At 42.5% G+C, this 17857-nt stretch carries 13 protein-coding genes; 6 read left to right on the top strand and 7 right to left on the bottom strand.

The window, feature by feature from the left end; genetic code table 11:
- Positions 1–159: 159 nt before the first annotated feature.
- Both CQ839_RS05060 and CQ839_RS05065 read right to left on the bottom strand, forming a co-directional pair.
- Positions 160–1200, bottom strand: a complete 1041-nt coding sequence (locus tag CQ839_RS05060; protein ID WP_103667198.1) for a 30S ribosomal protein S1 — start codon at positions 1198–1200, stop codon at positions 160–162.
- A gap of 267 nt (positions 1201–1467) precedes the next feature.
- Positions 1468–2817 carry a 16S rRNA (cytosine(967)-C(5))-methyltransferase gene (locus CQ839_RS05065; protein WP_103667199.1) on the bottom strand — a complete coding sequence of 450 codons (1350 nt, stop codon included), beginning with the start codon at positions 2815–2817 and terminating at the stop codon, positions 1468–1470.
- A gap of 243 nt (positions 2818–3060) precedes the next feature.
- Here CQ839_RS05065 and mraY point away from each other — a divergent pair, with 243 nt between their 5' ends.
- Positions 3061–4164, top strand: coding sequence for a phospho-N-acetylmuramoyl-pentapeptide-transferase (mraY, locus tag CQ839_RS05070; RefSeq protein WP_103667200.1), 1104 nt, complete (start codon positions 3061–3063; stop codon positions 4162–4164).
- A 50-nt stretch (positions 4165–4214) separates the two neighbouring features.
- Here the strand turns inward: mraY and CQ839_RS05075 are convergent, their stop codons facing one another.
- The 4 genes from CQ839_RS05075 to nth all read right to left on the bottom strand — a co-directional run bounded on the left by CQ839_RS05075 (position 4215) and on the right by nth (position 6482).
- Positions 4215–4697, bottom strand: coding sequence for a pentapeptide repeat-containing protein (locus CQ839_RS05075; RefSeq protein ID WP_103667390.1), 483 nt, complete (start codon positions 4695–4697; stop codon positions 4215–4217).
- A gap of 202 nt (positions 4698–4899) precedes the next feature.
- On the bottom strand, positions 4900–5010 hold the full coding sequence (locus CQ839_RS05080; RefSeq protein ID WP_071590184.1) for a photosystem I reaction center subunit VIII: 111 nt from the start codon (positions 5008–5010) through the stop codon (positions 4900–4902).
- A gap of 99 nt (positions 5011–5109) precedes the next feature.
- The gene (locus CQ839_RS05085) at positions 5110–5583 is read right to left on the bottom strand and encodes a photosystem I reaction center subunit XI (RefSeq protein WP_103667201.1); all 474 of its coding nucleotides are present in this window, start codon (positions 5581–5583) and stop codon (positions 5110–5112) included.
- A 239-nt stretch (positions 5584–5822) separates the two neighbouring features.
- Entirely contained in the window at positions 5823–6482 is a 660-nt protein-coding gene (gene nth, locus CQ839_RS05090; protein ID WP_103667202.1) for an endonuclease III, read from the bottom strand.
- Positions 6483–6987: 505 nt separating this feature from the next.
- Here nth and uvrA point away from each other — a divergent pair.
- The 4 genes from uvrA to CQ839_RS05110 all read left to right on the top strand — a co-directional run bounded on the left by uvrA (position 6988) and on the right by CQ839_RS05110 (position 12363).
- The gene (uvrA, locus tag CQ839_RS05095; RefSeq protein WP_103667203.1) at positions 6988–9852 is read left to right on the top strand and encodes an excinuclease ABC subunit UvrA; all 2865 of its coding nucleotides are present in this window, start codon (positions 6988–6990) and stop codon (positions 9850–9852) included.
- A gap of 31 nt (positions 9853–9883) precedes the next feature.
- On the top strand, positions 9884–10123 hold the full coding sequence (locus CQ839_RS05100; protein WP_103667204.1) for a DUF2281 domain-containing protein: 240 nt from the start codon (positions 9884–9886) through the stop codon (positions 10121–10123).
- 4 nt (positions 10124–10127) lie between these two features.
- Complete coding sequence (locus tag CQ839_RS05105; protein WP_103667205.1) at positions 10128–10517, top strand: type II toxin-antitoxin system VapC family toxin; 390 nt, start codon at positions 10128–10130, stop codon at positions 10515–10517.
- Positions 10518–10599: 82 nt separating this feature from the next.
- A complete protein-coding gene (locus CQ839_RS05110; RefSeq protein ID WP_103667206.1) occupies positions 10600–12363 on the top strand; it encodes an ABC transporter ATP-binding protein in 1764 nt (587 codons plus the stop codon).
- 152 nt (positions 12364–12515) lie between these two features.
- Here the strand turns inward: CQ839_RS05110 and CQ839_RS05115 are convergent, their stop codons facing one another.
- Entirely contained in the window at positions 12516–15869 is a 3354-nt protein-coding gene (locus tag CQ839_RS05115) for a response regulator (protein WP_181016110.1), read from the bottom strand.
- Between the two features lie 469 nt (positions 15870–16338).
- Here CQ839_RS05115 and CQ839_RS05120 point away from each other — a divergent pair, with 469 nt between their 5' ends.
- Positions 16339–17808 (top strand): TldD/PmbA family protein, encoded by a 1470-nt coding sequence (locus CQ839_RS05120; RefSeq protein ID WP_103667208.1) that lies wholly within the window; start codon positions 16339–16341, stop codon positions 17806–17808.
- The last annotated feature ends 49 nt before the right edge of the window (positions 17809–17857 follow it).

The raw sequence follows: 17857 nt of genomic DNA on the forward strand, positions 1-17857 counted from the left end.
TTCTGCTAAATATAAAAGCCTAAAACCTGAGATGTCCGCTATGCGGACATCTCAGGTTTTAGGCTTGGACGCAAACGGCTGTAATTACCAATCAAAAAAAACAAGGTGAGATAATCTCACCTTGTTTTTAGAAAAATATTAACTCTTCTTTAAGATTAACTACGCTTCAGCAGTAACTTCTTCTACTACTTCGGGTTCAGCTGCGACTTCTTCAGGGATTTCAGCTTCTTCCATAGCATCGGGAACTTCATACTCTTCTTCTTCAACTGCTGCTACAGGAATTTCCATTACCGCAGGAGCCGCATTGAGTTGTTCACGATACTTAGCAGCCATCTCTTCTGCCTTAGCGTAAACCAGTTGAGGGTCTTTGACCATATCACCTGGTTCGGCTTCAAGTTGCTTAGTAGAGAGTGAAATGCGTCCACGCTCTGCATCAAGATCAATAATCATGACCTTCACTTCGTCATTGACGTTGAAGACATTGTGAGGAGTTTCGATATGCTCGTGGGAGATTTCGGAGATGTGCAACAAGCCGCTGACACCACCGATGTCAATGAATGCACCGTAAGGCTTGATACCGCGTACTACACCAATTACGACTTCGCCAACTTCGAGCTTGTTCATCTTGCGTTCAACAAGGGCGCGGCGATGACTGAGGACGAGACGGTTGCGGTCTTCATCCACTTCCAAGAATTTGAGTGGCAATTCTTCGCCAACCAATTCTTCCTTAGGCTTGCGGGTGCTGATGTGTGAACCAGGGATAAATCCGCGTAGTCCTTCGATTCTGACCAGAGCGCCACCACGGTTGGTAGCAAAAATAAGCGATCGCACGGTTGCGTCTTCTGCTTGCAACTGACGCACGCGCTCCCATGCTCTCATGTACTCGATCCGACGAATCGAAAGGGTTAGTTGCCCTTCTTCGTTTTCATCAGCTAGGATGAAAAATTCACGGGTTTCATTGTTTTGTAAAACTTCTTCAGGCTGATCAACGCGGTTGATCGACATTTCCTGAATCGGGATGTAGGCTGCTGTTTTTGCACCAATGTCAATAAGTGCGCCTCTCGGCTCGATGCTAAATACTGTTCCTGCAACGATGTCGCCAGGACTGAAGTGATAGTCGTATTTATCTAAAAGCTTCGCGAAATCTTCATGTGTGAAGCCGACATTGGTCGTAGTAGCAGTTTTTGCCCGATTGATCATAACTAAATTTTTCCTTGTTCCTGTTTTGAATTTATCTGGTTTCCTCCCAGAAATGTAAGAGCATGAGCCATTAGAGCTTTTTGCGGTTTACATCCTACGCCTATTTATATTGTTAATATGTTGTTTATATTTAGTAAAACCTATAGGCATAGGTTTGCAATTATAGCGCACTTAAGCTGTATCTCGAAAGTGTTTGCAAATATTTTTATTTATAGCTATAACCCAAAAAACGAGAGAGGTGCAACGCACCTCTCTCGTTTTTTCTGGTTATAGTCTTTGAAGCTTTGCCATAAAGAAACCATCCATATCGTGTTCATGAGGTAATATTTTCACCCAGCCCCGATCGCAAACAAAATGAGCCGCAGGATTGTCAGCACTTGGCGGCACAATTTGCCAATCGGGATGATTTGCTAAAAACTGCGTAATTACTTCTTCGTTTTCGGCAGGATGCATGGTGCAGGTGCTGTAAACAATTACGCCTTCAGGTTTTACCCATTGCGTAGCACGTTCAAGTATTTCGGCTTGAGTTTTGGCTAATTTATAAGGTTCTTCAGGAGTTTGTCTCCAACGGGCATCGGCATGACGATGTAGCGTACCTAGTCCAGAGCAAGGCACATCTAGCAAAACGCGATCGCATTTTCCAGAAGGCAATTCTGCAAATTCCCTTGCATCAATCTCAAGGGTTTGCACATTAGTGATCCCTAGTCGTGCTGTGTTTTGATCGACTTTTTTGAGGCGACTGGCTAGACGATCTAGGGCGTATACTTTGCCAGTATTTTTTAAGCGATCGCTAATATGCGTAGTCTTGCCTCCCGGGGCAGCACATGCATCAATAATGATCTCATTGGGCTGGGCATCTAATAGATAAGTAACTAACTGAGCGCTAGCATCTTGAACCGACCACCAACCCTCTTTAAATTTCGGTAATTGACTGACATCGCCTGCACCTTGGGCAACGCGGATTCCTTCGGGTAAATGGGGAATTGGCTCAGCTTTGATCTCGGCTTCTGCAAAAGCGGCTAGAACTTGATCCCGCGTTGCATGTAAAAGATTTACCCGTAAATCGAGATGAGGCGTTTGATTAAACCAATTGCAAATGCTTGCGATCGCCTCTTGCCCAAATTCTTTTTGCCATAGCTCGATCAACCATTCAGGAAAACTATAAAAGCTGGCTGGATCAGTAATTTTGGCAAGAATATCTTCCTTATCCTTGGCTCTGAGTATGGATCGCATGATCCCATTGGTAAAGCCAGATAAACCCTTTAAATTGTTTTCTTTGACTAATTCCACAGTGGTATGAACGATCGCTGATGGCTTAATGCGATCGAGAAAACATAGTTGGTACACACCAATCTGTAAGATTATTAATAAGTCTGGTGGTAATTTTGCAGTTGGTTTTTGTGAAAAGTTTTGCAAAACTGCTTGCAGGGTTTTTTGGCGGCGCGTACATCCATACACTAACTCCGTGATCAGACGGCGATCGCTTTCTAAAAGGGTAATGTTTTCTTGTCGCGCTCGTGAAAGCGTGCAGTCAAGCGCTACATCAGCATAAGCATTGCGTCTTTGAATCAAACGTAGGGCTTCTAAAGCAATTTGTCGAGAATTCTTACTCGTCATCGGCAATTTAATAAACTTAAGTTAAAGGGCAATTAAAGGGCTATCTACAAAGATTGAGTGCAAGGATTCAAGAATTATCAAAATTCAATGTTTGCACTGTAGACAAATGCGGTCATTATTTGGTATCTAAGAGCGTATATTCAGATGATCTTTAATCATCTGTTACAAAGCTGTAAAAAAGCTTCTGATCTAAAGTTCGATCTAAAAAAAGTGTGATGGTTACTGTGGGTGTGAGGAGCGGCAATGGTTGATACTGGTGTGAGAGTTAGGAAAGCAAAATTTCCGACAGGAAGTAGCCTAGCACTTGGTTTAGCAATTGGTTTAATAAGTTTAATTGTCGGTGTCGATCTTTTCTTGAATCCTAATATAAGTTCAAGTCTGCTGCTGCCATTCACGTTTGGGGGGGCTGGAGTTGCATTTTTAGGCACTTTTGCAGTTCCAGCTTTGCGTCAGCTTAAGGCTGGGCAAATCATTCGTGAAGATGGGCCACAAGCTCATCTGAAGAAACAAGGAACTCCGACGATGGGGGGGATATTTATTATACCTGTCGGAATTTTATTAGCGCTAGTATGGTCTGGCTTTAATGACAAAGTAGTAGCCTGTAGTTTGCTGACTGTCTCCTTTGGCTTTATCGGATGGTTAGATGATTGGAAAATTTTGCGTCGTCACTCCAATAAAGGCTTGTCTCCGCGCTCCAAGATTTTCCTTCAAGCATTTTTCGCCGCTTGTTTCTGTGCATGGCTGGGGCTAACCCAAAACTGGCAAGCGATCGCCACGATTAATTTGCCTCTGAAATTTGTGATTCCTCTGGGCTTACTGTTTTTCCCTCTTGCCCTGTTTGTATTTCTCGGCAGTAGCAATGCTACAAATCTCACTGACGGTTTGGATGGGCTTGCAGGTGGTACAGGTGCGATCGCCTTATTTGGCATGGGTCTACTACTGTTTCCTCAGAACAAAGAACTCGCCATTTTTTGCATGTGCCTCAGTGGTAGCTATTTAGGGTTTCTCTGGCACAATCGCTATCCTGCACGCGTATTTATGGGTGATACGGGATCGCTAGCTTTAGGTGGTGCTCTTGCCTCAACTGCAATTCTTGGTAACTTGCTATGGGCATTTTTAATCGTCGGTGCAATCTTTATCTGGGAATCAATTTCGGTGATTGCACAGGTTTCCTATTACAAGGCAACCAAAGATGAAACTGGCATGGGTAAGCGCCTTTTCAAAATGGCTCCTTTTCACCATCACCTAGAGCTAAGCGGCTGGCATGAGTTACATGTGGTTAGGTTCTTTTATCTAACAGGTGGTTTTTTGGTGGGGATCGCTATTGTAATTAGTAAGCTTGCTTAAATTTAAGTTAAAAACACTCGCAAAAAAGCCGCCCAATTGGGTGGCTTTTTTTATTCACATTCTAAAGATTCTCTAGTATCTACGCCAGTTTGTGAGTTTGTGCCTTTAGCTTTAGTGCATAGCCATTTCCGTTGTCCCCCATCCATGATCGCGTCAGTGAAATCTGCCCCATCAATATTTACAAAATCAAAGGTACTGCGTAACAAAATCGTTTCGACCAGTAAAGCATCACTAAGATCAGCCTTAGCGAAATCAGCTTGATCCAGTAAGCCACTGGAAAAGTTTGCTCCTTTGAGATTAGCATTTCGCAAAACTGAAGCGCTAAATACGGCTCCGCGTACATCAGCATTTTCAAAGTTTGCCCCTTCCATGTTGGCATTGGCAAAACCTGAACCAGCCAGATCTCTTCCTGAAAAGTCTCTGTTTTTTAACTGGGCATGGCTAAATGAGAGGGTTTCTGCTTGAACATTGATGGGCGATGTCAGTAAATAAGCAAGCATGATGATCGCGATCGCCAAGCGCAAAAATGACATATTTAAAAATTTAAAAAATGACATAGCAATAAATCTAAAGATAATTGCTTTATCTTAGCCTCTGTCAAAAGCAGGAAAGGCGATCGCTACATTGTAGCGATCACCTTTCCTGTGTTTGAGAATGTAATAATAAAAGATACGAAGAGCAAGTTAAAGGTATTGAAAATAAGACTAACAAAAGCCTAGTTTCCAACTTTGTAAATTAGTTCTCGATGTAGTTGAGAAGTAGACCCATGGTGGCGATCGGGAGGATTACACCAATAAGTGGTACGAAGATGAAAGAGACGTAGTAATGTGCGTAGTATCCAGTCATGGTCGTGGGTTTCCTTGAATTAAGATATAAATTTTGAGGATCTGATTTAGCTTAAATTAATGTGATTTGGAGCTGAAGTTAACAACGCCAAAAGTAAACTTAATTCCAAAGCAAACCAAGGAATTTTTGCATCGGCTCTAGGTAGTTGAGGAAGTATGCAAATGCAGCACCACCAGCACCACCAAGCAAGAAGCTACTAGAAAATTCGCTCCAACCAGCAGAAGTACCCAATTCAGCAGGGGCTTCTAAGGCTGAGCTAGACTGCAACTTAGTTACAGTTTGACCATATAAGGACAAGCCAACTGTCAACAATACAACAGATGCGATCGTTGCCAATAGACCAGCAAGGCTAGCCAATTCTGTATTTCTCAGAGGTCCCAATAATGCAAATGGCCCGTAGATGAAGTAGCCATGTGCCATGCCGATCTCTAGACCACGACGGCTAGGAGACAAGCCTGCGCGGTAAGCGGGAAGGTTGCCGATAAAAGCCTTAACGATCGCGGAATCGCTAATGGGTGTAGACAAATTCCCTAGTTGGGGATCGTTCTTGAAGGGTTTTACAAAATCTGTCATAAGTCTTTATTAAGTTAAAGATTGCAGGGAGAATTTTGTCTTCATTTTAGGGAATAAGCGCGGATGTCACTGCATAAAGGGTGCGGATCTTTAGAAAACTTCACAACCTCTACGAAAAAAATCTCTAAGAGATCCCCCTCAATCCCCCTTAAAAAGGGGGAAGAATTTAATTCTCTCTCCTTTTTAAGGGGGAGGGGAGCAAAGGCAGGCATTAGGTGCGGCACTTTGCACTTAATACCTCAGGTAGCCACAGACGATGATGGACATAAATCAGCAAGTTCACAGCGATCGCAAGCAGGTTTACGGGCGTTACAAACAGCACGTCCGTGATAAATAATCCTGATCGACCAGTTTTCCCAGTCCCGTTGGGGCAACATTCCCATCAGATCCCGTTCGACTTTTAGGGGTTCTTCAAATTTAGTTAGTCCTAGTCTTTTGGTCAGCCGCTTTACGTGGGTGTCAACGGTCACGCCTGCATTAATTCCGTAGGCATGGGCTAATACGACATTAGCGGTTTTTCGGGCTACTCCTGCCAGCTTGAGCAGTTTATCCATCGTATTAGGTACTGTGCCTTCAAAGTCACGCACAATCATTTCGCAGGCACTTCTAATGTTCTTAGCTTTGTTGCGATAAAAGCCTGTGGAGTGGACTAACTCCATGAGTTCATCGAGATCGGCGTTGGCTAGGGCGATCGCATCGGGATATCGTGCAAATAATTTTGGGGTGACCATATTCACACGCTCATCGGTGCATTGAGCCGAGAGTATGACTGCTACCAATAACTGCACAGGTGTTTCGTAGTCAAGCGAACAGGTTGCGTCGGGATAAAGCCGTTTGAGACGAATGAGGATTTCGTTAGCCCGAACTTTTTTGGATGAACGTTTGGTGATAATTCCCATGAGTAGCGCGATACAGCGGTGACTTGCAGTTTAGCATTGTTTAAAAAGGCTCCTTCAGGAGCTTTTTTAAACAATGCTAAATAATTCGGGCAGCACTCATTTAAAATTGAGTAGCGCGGCATAGCCGTGCTACGCATTGCTTCCTGTTTAAATAGCCCCCAAGCTCGCGAATGGATAAGAAAAAAGTATTATTGTTGAGTTCTTAGAATTCAAGAGAGGAAAAAAATTACTATCCAAAAATAGATGGAACTTGGATAGCCTGAATGCCATTCGCTACGAAGCTAGCATGACTAAATCTCTTTACAAACTGAAAAAATATACCCTAGATTATCTCCACCGAACCCAAAGACTTCTGCATCATTTATTTTCAAGTCGAGGAAACTAAGAAAACCACTTCTCATAAACGTTTCTCAAAATGGCAAGCGTCTCAAAATCACAAATCTCCCAGCGATCGCATACACTAGTAACAAATCTTTACGCCAGCTAAAGCATAAATCGCGATCGAATGCCAGACCATACCCATATCCATGTTAGAGGTGCTAGACAGCACAATCTCAAGAATGTTGACCTGACAATTCCCCGCGATCGCCTGATCGTGTTTACAGGTGTGTCTGGCTCTGGCAAATCATCTCTAGCTTTTGACACGATTTTTGCCGAAGGACAACGCCGCTATGTCGAGTCACTGAGTGCCTATGCGAGGCAATTTTTGGGACAAGTAGATAAGCCTGATGTGGACTATATCGAGGGCTTGAGTCCCGCGATTTCTATTGACCAAAAATCAACTTCCCATAACCCCCGCTCAACAGTTGGTACGGTTACCGAGATTTATGATTATTTGCGGCTATTATTTGGTCGCGCAGGTTCGCCACATTGCCCGATTTGCGATCGCAATATTGCACCCCAGACGATTGATCGGATGGTGGATGCGATTATGGAGCTTAGCGATCGCACTAAGTTTCAGTTGCTAGCACCCGTAATTCGTGGCAAAAAGGGAACTCACAAGAAATTACTATCTACCCTAGCCAGTGAAGGCTTTGCGCGGGTGCGGGTAGATGGAGAAGTTCGAGAACTTAGTGACAATATCGAATTAGATAAAAACAAACTGCATGATATTGAAATTGTGGTTGATCGTCTAGTTCGCAAAAATGATATTCAAGAACGTTTGACTGATTCCCTCGCAACTTGTCTGAAACGTGCCGAAGGGATTGCGATGGTCGAGATTTTGCCCTCATCCCCAGACCCTAAATCTGAGAAAGTTAGCAATCTGCTAACTTTCTCAGAAAACTTTGCCTGTCCTGAGCATGGCGCAGTCATGGAAGAACTATCGCCACGCATGTTCTCCTTTAATTCTCCCTATGGCGCTTGTCCCACCTGTCACGGATTGGGAAGTATTAAAACCTTTAGTCCTGAGTTGCTAGTTCCTGATCCATCTTTGCCAGTCTATGCCGCGATCGCACCTTGGGCAGATAAAACCCATACCTATTACATTTCACTGTTATCCAGCGTTGGTGAATATGCAGGCTTTGAGATTACTGCACCTTGGGAAAAGCTTACCCAGTCACAGATTGATGTTATTCTGCATGGCACAACTGAGAAGATTTTAATTAAGCCAGACTCGCTCTATCGCGATCGCAGTGAGGGATATTACAAGCGCTATGAAGGTGCGATCGCCATTCTCGAACAGCAATATAAAGAAGCTGGAGAATCGCAAAGACAGAAATTAGAAAACTATCTCATCGAAGAGTCTTGCTCGACTTGCGAAGGAACAAGGCTGAAACCAGAATCTCTAGCAGTTCGGATTGGTGGTTATAACATTAACGATTTTGTGTCAGTGCCGATAGGGACTTGTCGCGATCGCTTAAAAAATCTCGACCTTGATGAGCGAACTCGCCAAATAGGCGATCGGGTCTTACAGGAAATTGAAGCCAGACTGCAATTTCTGCTGGATGTGGGCTTAGATTACCTCACTCTTGATCGTTCTACCATGTCTCTCTCTGGTGGCGAAGCGCAGCGTATTCGCCTTGCTACCCAAATTGGTTCTGGTTTGACGGGCGTTCTCTATGTTCTTGACGAGCCGAGCATAGGACTGCATCAACGCGATAACTCGCGGCTGCTTGCGACATTAACCAAACTTCGCGATCTTGGGAATACCTTAATCGTGGTCGAACATGACGAAGAAACCATTCGTGCTGCTGACTATCTCGTAGACATTGGACCAGGGGCGGGAGTGCATGGCGGTAGGATCGTCGCGCAGGGTACTGTTAAGGATATTGAGCAGCATCCTGACTCCCTCACAGGTGCTTATCTATCTAAACAAAAGCTAATTCACACACCCGCAGAACGCCGCGAAGGTAATGGTAAGTATTTAGAAATTTGTAATGCCTATCTCAATAACCTTAAGCATGTCAATGTCACGCTTCCTTTAGGAAAGCTAGTTTGTGTCACAGGTGTATCAGGTTCAGGCAAATCTACGCTCATTAATGACCTGCTCCATAATTCTCTAGATCATCATTTCTCGCGCAAAGTACCAGCACCTAAAGGCATTGATGAAATTAAGGGACTCCAAGCTTTAGACAAATTCATCGTCATCGATCAATCTCCCATCGGACGCACACCTCGTTCCAATCCTGCTACTTATACAGGCTTATTTGATGTCATACGCGAAACCTTTGCTTTGACGACTGCGGCAAAAACTAGAGGTTATAAAGCAGGGCAATTCTCTTTTAACGTCAAGGGTGGACGTTGCGAGGCTTGCTCTGGACAGGGTGTAAATGTTATCTCAATGAATTTTCTTCCAGATGTCTATGTGCAGTGTGATGTTTGCAAAGGCGCAAGATATAACCGTGAAACTCTGCAAGTTAAGTACAAAGAGAAGACGATCGCAGATGTGCTAGATATGACCATCGAAGAAGCGATGCATTTCTTTGAAAATATTCCTTCGGCTCACACCAAATTAGGAATGCTGGTGGATGTTGGTTTAGGTTATGTCCGTCTCGGTCAGTCTGCGCCCACGCTCTCAGGTGGCGAAGCCCAACGGGTGAAGCTTGCCACAGAATTAGCGCGACGATCTACAGGTAAAACTCTCTATCTCATCGATGAACCGACTACAGGTTTAAGCTTTTACGATGTGCATAAATTGCTGGATGTGATGCAGCGTCTTGTCGATAAAGGTAATAGCATCATCACGATTGAGCATAATCTCGATGTGATTCGTTGTGCTGATTGGGTGATTGATTTGGGCCCTGAAGGAGGCGATCGCGGTGGTGAGATTATTGCCGAAGGTACGCCAGAACAGGTTGCCAAGGTCAAAAAATCCTATACTGGCAAATATCTCAAGCAAGTATTGGCTGAATATCCAAGGGCTAAGTAGTAACCATTGCAAAAAATAGGAGGTTGAATTTATGATCGCTACCCAACAAGAACTCCTCAAAACCTTTGCGAGCCTTCCACCCGAAGCGCAACGCCAAGCTCTAAACTTCATCGCTTTCTTGCAACAAACATATGTCCCAGATATCGCTAAACCACAAAAAACAGAAATCGATTGGATAAATGATCCTTTTATAGGCATGTGGCAAGAGCGTCAAGATATGGACGATAGCACAACATGGGTACGCGATATTCGAGAAAAGGAGTGGTCATGAGGCAATGACGAATTTAACCATCATTGACACAGATATCTTGATCGATACTTCGCGCAATAAAAGTGAAGCAATTGATTATCTGCAAAACTTACAATCAACTAGCATTCTATCAATTAGTGCAGTTACACAAATGGAACTCATTGTTGGTTGCACAAATAAAGCTGATCTAAGAAAGGTAGAAAATTTCCTCAAACAATTTGCTATCATCAAAATCGATCAAGATATTTCAGACAAATCAGTTGAACTCCTGAAATCTTATCGTCTGAGCCACGGACTACTAATTGCTGACAGTCTGATTGCTGCTACTGCAATTGTTTGGGATTATCCCCTAGCCACCAAAAATCAACGCGATTACAGATTCATTCAAGAATTAAAGCTTTTACAATACCCATAAAGAAGAAATAGAAAGAATGAACCTGTAAAACTAAAAATCGCTTATCTTAAAAAGTAAGCCCAGAGTAACTAATTTACTGCCCATGCCTAATGTTCATCCGTTTGTCCGTCTGATGTCCTATGCTCGTAAGTATCGGCAACAGATTTGGACTGCGACAACTTGCTCGATTTTAAATAAATTCTTCGATTTAGCACCCCCAGTCCTGATTGGGGCGGCGATCGATCTGGTATTACAAAAAGAGAACTTTTGGGCGAATCCCTTTGGTGTGCAAGGATTAGCCGCGCAATTGCTAGTCCTTTCAGCTATCAGTGGTGTGATTTGGGGATTAGAGTCGATTTTTGAATATGCCTATGCGCTTCAGTGGCGAAATCTGGCTCAGACTGTTCAGCATGACTTGCGACTTGATGCCTATCAGCATTTACAGGAGTTAGAACTAGCATTTTTTGAAGATCGCAGTTCGGGGGGATTGATGTCGATATTGAGTGATGATGTCAATCAATTAGAGCGATTTCTCGACGGTGGTGCGAATGAAGTTATTCAAGTTTCAGCGACTATTTTGTTGATTGGTGGCGCATTTTTTGTGATTACACCGAATGTGGCTTGGTTAGCACTGTCACCGATGCCGTTTATTTTATGGGGTTCGATCTGGTTTCAGAAATTCCTTGCGCCGCGCTATGCTGAAGTTCGCGAAAAAGTGGGAATGCTGAATGGGCAATTATCAAATAATATTGGCGGGATCACGACGATTAAAGCTTTTGTCACCGAGGCATATGAACGCAAACGCATTGAGAAAGAAAGCAATCAATATCGTCAAAGTAATCGCAAGGCGATCGCCTATAGTGCGGCATTCGTTCCATTAATTAGAATTCTAATCTTTATGGGATTTATTGCGATTCTCTATTATGGGGGCTTGGAAGTACAGGCAGGAAAACTTTCGGTCGGCAATTACTCAGTGATGATTTACCTGATTCAGCGCTTGTTATGGCCGCTTACCCGCTTGGGCGAAACCCTCGATCAATATCAAAGAGCAATGGCTTCAACTAATCGTATTCTTGATTTACTCGATGCCCCGATCGCAATTCACTCAGGATCACAGGTACTAGACCCTGTAGTCAATGGCGATATCCAATTAAAGAATGTCACCTTTGGATATGCTCCTAATTTCCCAATTGTGGAAAATCTATCCTTAGAAATCGCCGCCCATAAAACTACTGCTATCGTTGGGGCGACTGGTTCAGGCAAAAGTACTTTAGTAAAGCTGCTGCTGCGTTTATACGAAATTCAATCGGGAAATATCTTTCTCGATCGCATTGATATTCGCGACTTAGAATTGCGATCGCTACGTTCTTGCATGGGCTGGGTAAGCCAAGATGTGTTTTTATTTCATGGCTCAGTTTTAGAAAATATTGCCTATGGTTCCTTTGATGCAACTGTGGAACAGATAGTCGAAGCTGCCAAGATAGCAGAAGCTCATGATTTTATCCAAACCTTGCCCAAGGGCTACGATACAATCGTTGGTGAGCGGGGACAAAAGCTATCAGGTGGTCAAAGACAACGAATTGCGATCGCTCGTGCCGTATTACGCAATCCACCGATTTTAATTCTCGATGAAGCAACTTCAGCAGTTGATAATGAAACAGAAGCAGCGATCCAAAAATCTCTAGATTACATTACCCAAAACCGCACGACAATTGCGATCGCTCATCGTCTATCCACCATTCGTAATGCCGATCGCATTTATGTGATGGATCAGGGCAAAGTGGTAGAGATGGGAACTCATGACGAGCTAGTTACAAACAAGGGAATCTACGCAGGTTTATGGAATCTACAAACAGGACAAAAATGATAGGTGACGCTTATTATTAACTTTTTATTAACTTACGCAGATATAGCAACGTAAGGTTTGCTTAGGACATAAAACCCTAAAGATGAGTGGCGGCGCGAAGCGCCGCTACTCATCTTTAGGGTTTTGATTTGTCATAGCTATCTCTTACATTGCTATATATTGAAAGATTGAAACGTTTGATATGCATAGTTATATTGCTCTTCTATATTTTTTAAAAGACTGCCAACTTTGGCGATATCTTCATTAGTATGTTCATTAGACTTAATCAGCCTTGAGCATAATATAGATTGCATATCTTGACAAGAATTACAAAGCTGTATCGCACCAAAGCTTCCACTTCCACCCTTGAGAACATGATTTTCGGCTTCTATCGTTATAAAATCTTGTTTTGTAAAAGCTTCCTTCATTTTGGCGATCGCACATGCAGAATGTTCTAAGTAAGCATTGATTAATTCTTCTAAATCCTCTTTACCTAGAGACTCTTCTAGATCTGCTAAAGTCGATAAGTCAATGGGAGATTGACTATGATCAACAAATAAGTGTTGCTGTTGAGGAATTCTTTGTAGAGCCGCAATTAAACTTTTGGTTTGTAAAGGCTTCGTGAGATAGTCATTCATGCCTGCATTCATTGCCGAGTCTCGCGATTCTGAGAAAGCATTTGCCGATAAACCGATAATCCAAGGCTGATGATTTGATATTTGACGGATAATTTTAGTAGCATCCAAACCATTCATGATCGGCATTTGGATATCCATAAAGATCAGATCGTAGGATTGGCTTAAAAATTGATTGACAGCGCTCTGTCCATTTTCAACAGCATCCGCTTGATAGCCTAAATTTTCTAGCATCAATAATAGAATCTTTTGATTTACTGGATTATCTTCTACAACCAAGATTTTCAATGGATAACTCTTAGCAAAATTCTCATCACCCAAAATATTATCGGTTCCAGATAAAGGTTGAGGAATTAGTTGGAAGTTCTGATCGGAAAATGTTGTGTTTTTTGGGTTAGTGAAAACATTGAGAAATGCTTGATAGAGCTTTGATGTAGATATTGGTTTAGTGATGCAATCTCGAAAGTAGGTGAAATTGATATTCTCGTTGAGAACTACATTGATTGTAGTTAGGAGAATTAAATTTATATCAGGAAAGATCTCTTTAATACTTTTGGCAATTTCTAACACATCAACTTCAGAGCCATCAGCCTCCACTAATTGTTGATCAATTAAAACCACCTCAAAGTTAGACGTTGTCAACAATTTCAGGGCTTCAGTGGCTGTGTAAGCGGCTTGGATGGTCATTTCCCATGATTGGGCATACAAGGCGATCGCCTGTTGGAGTGTGGAATTAGGGTTAACGCATAAAATGTTTTTGCCCTTTAGTTCTGAGGCGATCGCATTGGTTGTATCTAAATCTTCAATGATTGCTTGAACTTGAATGGAGAAGCCAAAAGTCGAACCCGTACCGACATTGCTGCTAACCCCAATTTCGCCACCCATTAGTTCACAAAGCTGTTTGCAAATCGCCAAGCCTAATCCAGTACCACCATATTGTCGCGCAATCGAATTATCGGCTTGGCTAAAGGCTTTAAAGAGTTTAGCGATCGCTTCGGGTGCAATGCCAATGCCTGTATCGCGCACCTCAAATTGCAATTCATATGTGTTAGTCTCGCGATCGATTAATTTTGAATTTACGGTAATTACAATTTCCCCAGCTTCAGTAAATTTAATGGCATTACTAACTAAATTGACGAGGATTTGTCTTAAGCGCGTATAGTCTCCTAGTAACTGTTGCGGGACATCTAGACTAATAAATGGAACCAGTTCTATAAACTTCTCAGCCGTGCGCGATGCCATTAACTCTAGAACTTCTTCGATACATTGATGAAGTTTAAAAGGTCGTTCTTCGAGTTCAAAATTTCCTGCTTCTATCCGTGAAAAATCGAGAATATTATTGATTGCCGATAGTAGAACTTCGCCGCCTTGAAGAATAGTATTGACATATTGCTGTTGTTGGCGAGATAGAGCTGTTCTTTGTAAAATCTCGGTCATCCCAATCACGGCGTTCATAGGCGTGCGGAGCTCATGACTCATGATCGCAAGAAACTCTCCTTTAGCTTTGTTTTCCGCTTCAGCCACTCGTCCTGCTGTCAGTTTTGCTTCAGTAAGTTTGCGATCGCTAATATCTTGAACAGTTCCATATAGCCTGATTACTTGTCCGTGATTATCTAATTCCGCAAGACAATATGTTTCAAGGTATTGATTGGACTTTGCTAAGCGTAGTTCTAGATGATAGGACTTACCTGTATTGATAGATCGATTAATGGATTGAGACAACTTTTCTTTATCTTCTATGGTGTAATATGCCAATGCTTCCTCAAGCGTAGGTACACCCAAAGCAATATCACGACCAAAAATATTAAATAATTCTGCTGACCAAACAACCTTTTTAGTCACAACGTTTAGTTCCCAATTTCCGACTTTAGCAATACGTTGTGCTTCGATCAGTCTGGCTTCGCTCTCTCTCAATGCTTGTTCGATGGCTTTGCGATCGCTAATATCAAAAGCGGAACCACGAAAAACCTGAGTTTCCCCATCTATTGCTAATCCAAGTTGAGCAGTATCTCGCACCCAAATAATTTTTCCTTTACTGTCAAGCATCCGATATTCACAACAAAAAGGCTCTCCTGATTCGATAGTGTGGCGGATTTCTTGTTGAACAAGATCGAGATCGTCAGGATGGATATGCTTCTGCCAAGAATTCAAAGGATTTAAATTCCATTCTGAAACTGGTACATCCAAAAGCTCCTGTAGTTGCGGACTAACATAAGCAAATTCTGGGTTATTGTTAAGCTGTGACACATAGGAAACACTAGGAATTTGCTCCACTAAAGCGCGATATTGCTGAATCCATCTGTACAAAACTGCATAGGCTTGATCCGCCTCTTCTAACTGTTCCAATAAACTATGATCGCGATTTACTCTATGCAAAGTGATCTCAATCTGTATAGCGATTTGTTGTAGCATCAGCACATCATCTTGATCCCATGAGCCCTGAAATGCCTCTCTATCCAAAACTGCGCATTGATGCAATATCAAAAATCCCCATAGGGGTTTATCTCCCTCTCTCTCTGATAAGACAATTGGGACAAGTAAGTAAGCCTTGCCTGCAAATATTTCAGCTAAGTTAATCTCGTATCTAGATAATCCCGCAGTATAGAGATCAATGATTTGCCCCGTAGTGTCCTGCCCCCACTGATATTCTCCTCTCAGGATATTTTCAATCTGCTCTGGCGAAATAGGCTCACAATTTGGCGCGATCGCCTCAGCCACAATCTTGCCACTGATTCTCGTTCCATTATGATCATCTATAAATTTATCCAGCTGATAGATTACGACATGCGCAGCCTGAACTAAATTTAGTAACTTTGCGGTGATCCCCTGAAAAATCTTGTCTAGGTGGTCAGACTGACGCATACTTTGCAGAATATCTGAGCAAAGTAACATCCTTGATCTTACTTTTTCCATCACAACACTTAAATAATAAATAGAGATCGAATCTACTTGATCTTTGCGCTTATTGTGATTACATCACATTTTTAGAATCAAAATTACCCAAGCATTTCAGTATGTTTATAGTTTACAAGATTTATACTAATTACAAAAAATTATCAAAAAATATAGATAAAAAGCATTAAACCAAAAAAAATACAATTGCTCAACCTAGGTAAATCAGTAAAATAATGGTAATCAGAGATATTAATTTTATATGATGTGATTATCATTAAGGGTTGTTTTGGTGGTTTTTGCTGTTTCCGACTGTCTGAAACTCTAGTATTTCTTTGCAATCAAAGAAATACTAGAGTTTTTGAGGTTTTATCATCTTCTTTTTGACTAAAGTTGTGCAGCACTTTTCCTCTATGTTTATTGATTTGTTACACTTGCAGAAGACCTAATCAACAAATTGCCAGCCATTATGATCAGTAACCTGCTCCAGACCAAAGAGCTACCAAATTTGCAGTATTCTCCCGTAAGCGATCGCTTTGACGAGACATGGGAAGCACCACTCTCGATCTTGTTGGGACTCGGTCGCGCAGCAGGAGCTGATTTTGTGGAGTTTTTCTTGGAGCGTAATAATTACATTAGCTGTCTCGCTGAAGATGATACGATTACCAGCATCTCGCCACGTTTATCCACAGGAGCAGGGATTCGTGCCTTCAAGGGCAAAGCTGATTGTTACGTCAGCACCAATGATTTGACTTTTCTAGGATTAAAATCTGCCCTCGAACGTGCCCTTTCCATTTTAGGATTGCAACTTCCCTCTCAAAATTCAATCATTCCCTCGATTCATTTGGAACTCTTTCGTGACTATGCCACCAAAAAGAACAAAGAATCATGGATCGCTCAATGTAGCCCCATGCGTGAAATGGGTGACATCTTGCTTGGGACAAATCAAATGCTTGCTAAAAAAGGTAAGCATATCCAATCAAGGCGGTCGGGCTATTTCCGCGATTGGCAGGAAATCTTGGTTGCTGCAAGTGATGGCACATTTGCCAGAGATATTCGCCTTACACAGTCGATTGGTTCTAACTTACTCTGTGCCGATGGCACAAATCGTTCATCAATTGGGAAGCGTGTTGGCGGCACGAGCGATCCCAGCTACCTCCGCAATTGGAACTACGAACCCGTCGTTGATGAAATCATCGAAGCCGCAGGCAAAATGCTCTATGCCGATTATGTCGAATCTGGTTCCTATCCGATCATTATGGCAAATCAGTTTGGCGGTGTGATCTTCCATGAAGCTTGCGGACATTTGCTAGAAACTACAGGCATCGAAGCTAAAACTACACCCTTTGCAGAAATGAAAGGTCAAAAGATCGCCCATGATAATCTCACGGCTTGGGATGAAGGAAGATCTGAGGAAGCCTTTGGAACTATCGATATGGATGATGAAGGAATGCCCACACAGCGTACCCTCTTAATTGAGAATGGCATTCTGAAAAACTTTATTAGCGATCGCGCTGGGGAGTTACGCACAGGACATCCGCGCACAGGTAGTGGTCGTCGTCAAAGCTATGCCTATGCAGCGGCTAGTCGGATGCGAAATACCTATATTGATGCAGGTGATTTTTCTTTGGACGATCTTTTTGCCTCAGTCGATAAAGGTATCTACTGCAAAAAAATGGGCGGCGGTAGCGTCTTGCCTACTGGTCAATTTAACTTTGCCGTTGACGAAGCTTATCTGATTGAAAATGGCAAAATTACCAAGCCTCTCAAGGGCGCAACACTGATTGGCGATGCCAAAGAGATTATGCAAGAAATCTCCATGAGTTCTCGCGATCTGGAGCTTGCGGCAGGTTTTTGTGGCTCTGTTAGTGGAAACGTCTATGTTACCGTCGGACAGCCTCATATCAAAGTAGAAGCAATTACCGTTGGTGGTCGTTAATATTTTTAGGACTTACGTAAAAACGTCTTGAAAAAAGCATTTCATCGTA

Source organism: Pseudanabaena sp. BC1403 (assembly GCF_002914585.1).
Classification (GTDB): Bacteria; Cyanobacteriota; Cyanobacteriia; order Pseudanabaenales; family Pseudanabaenaceae; genus Pseudanabaena.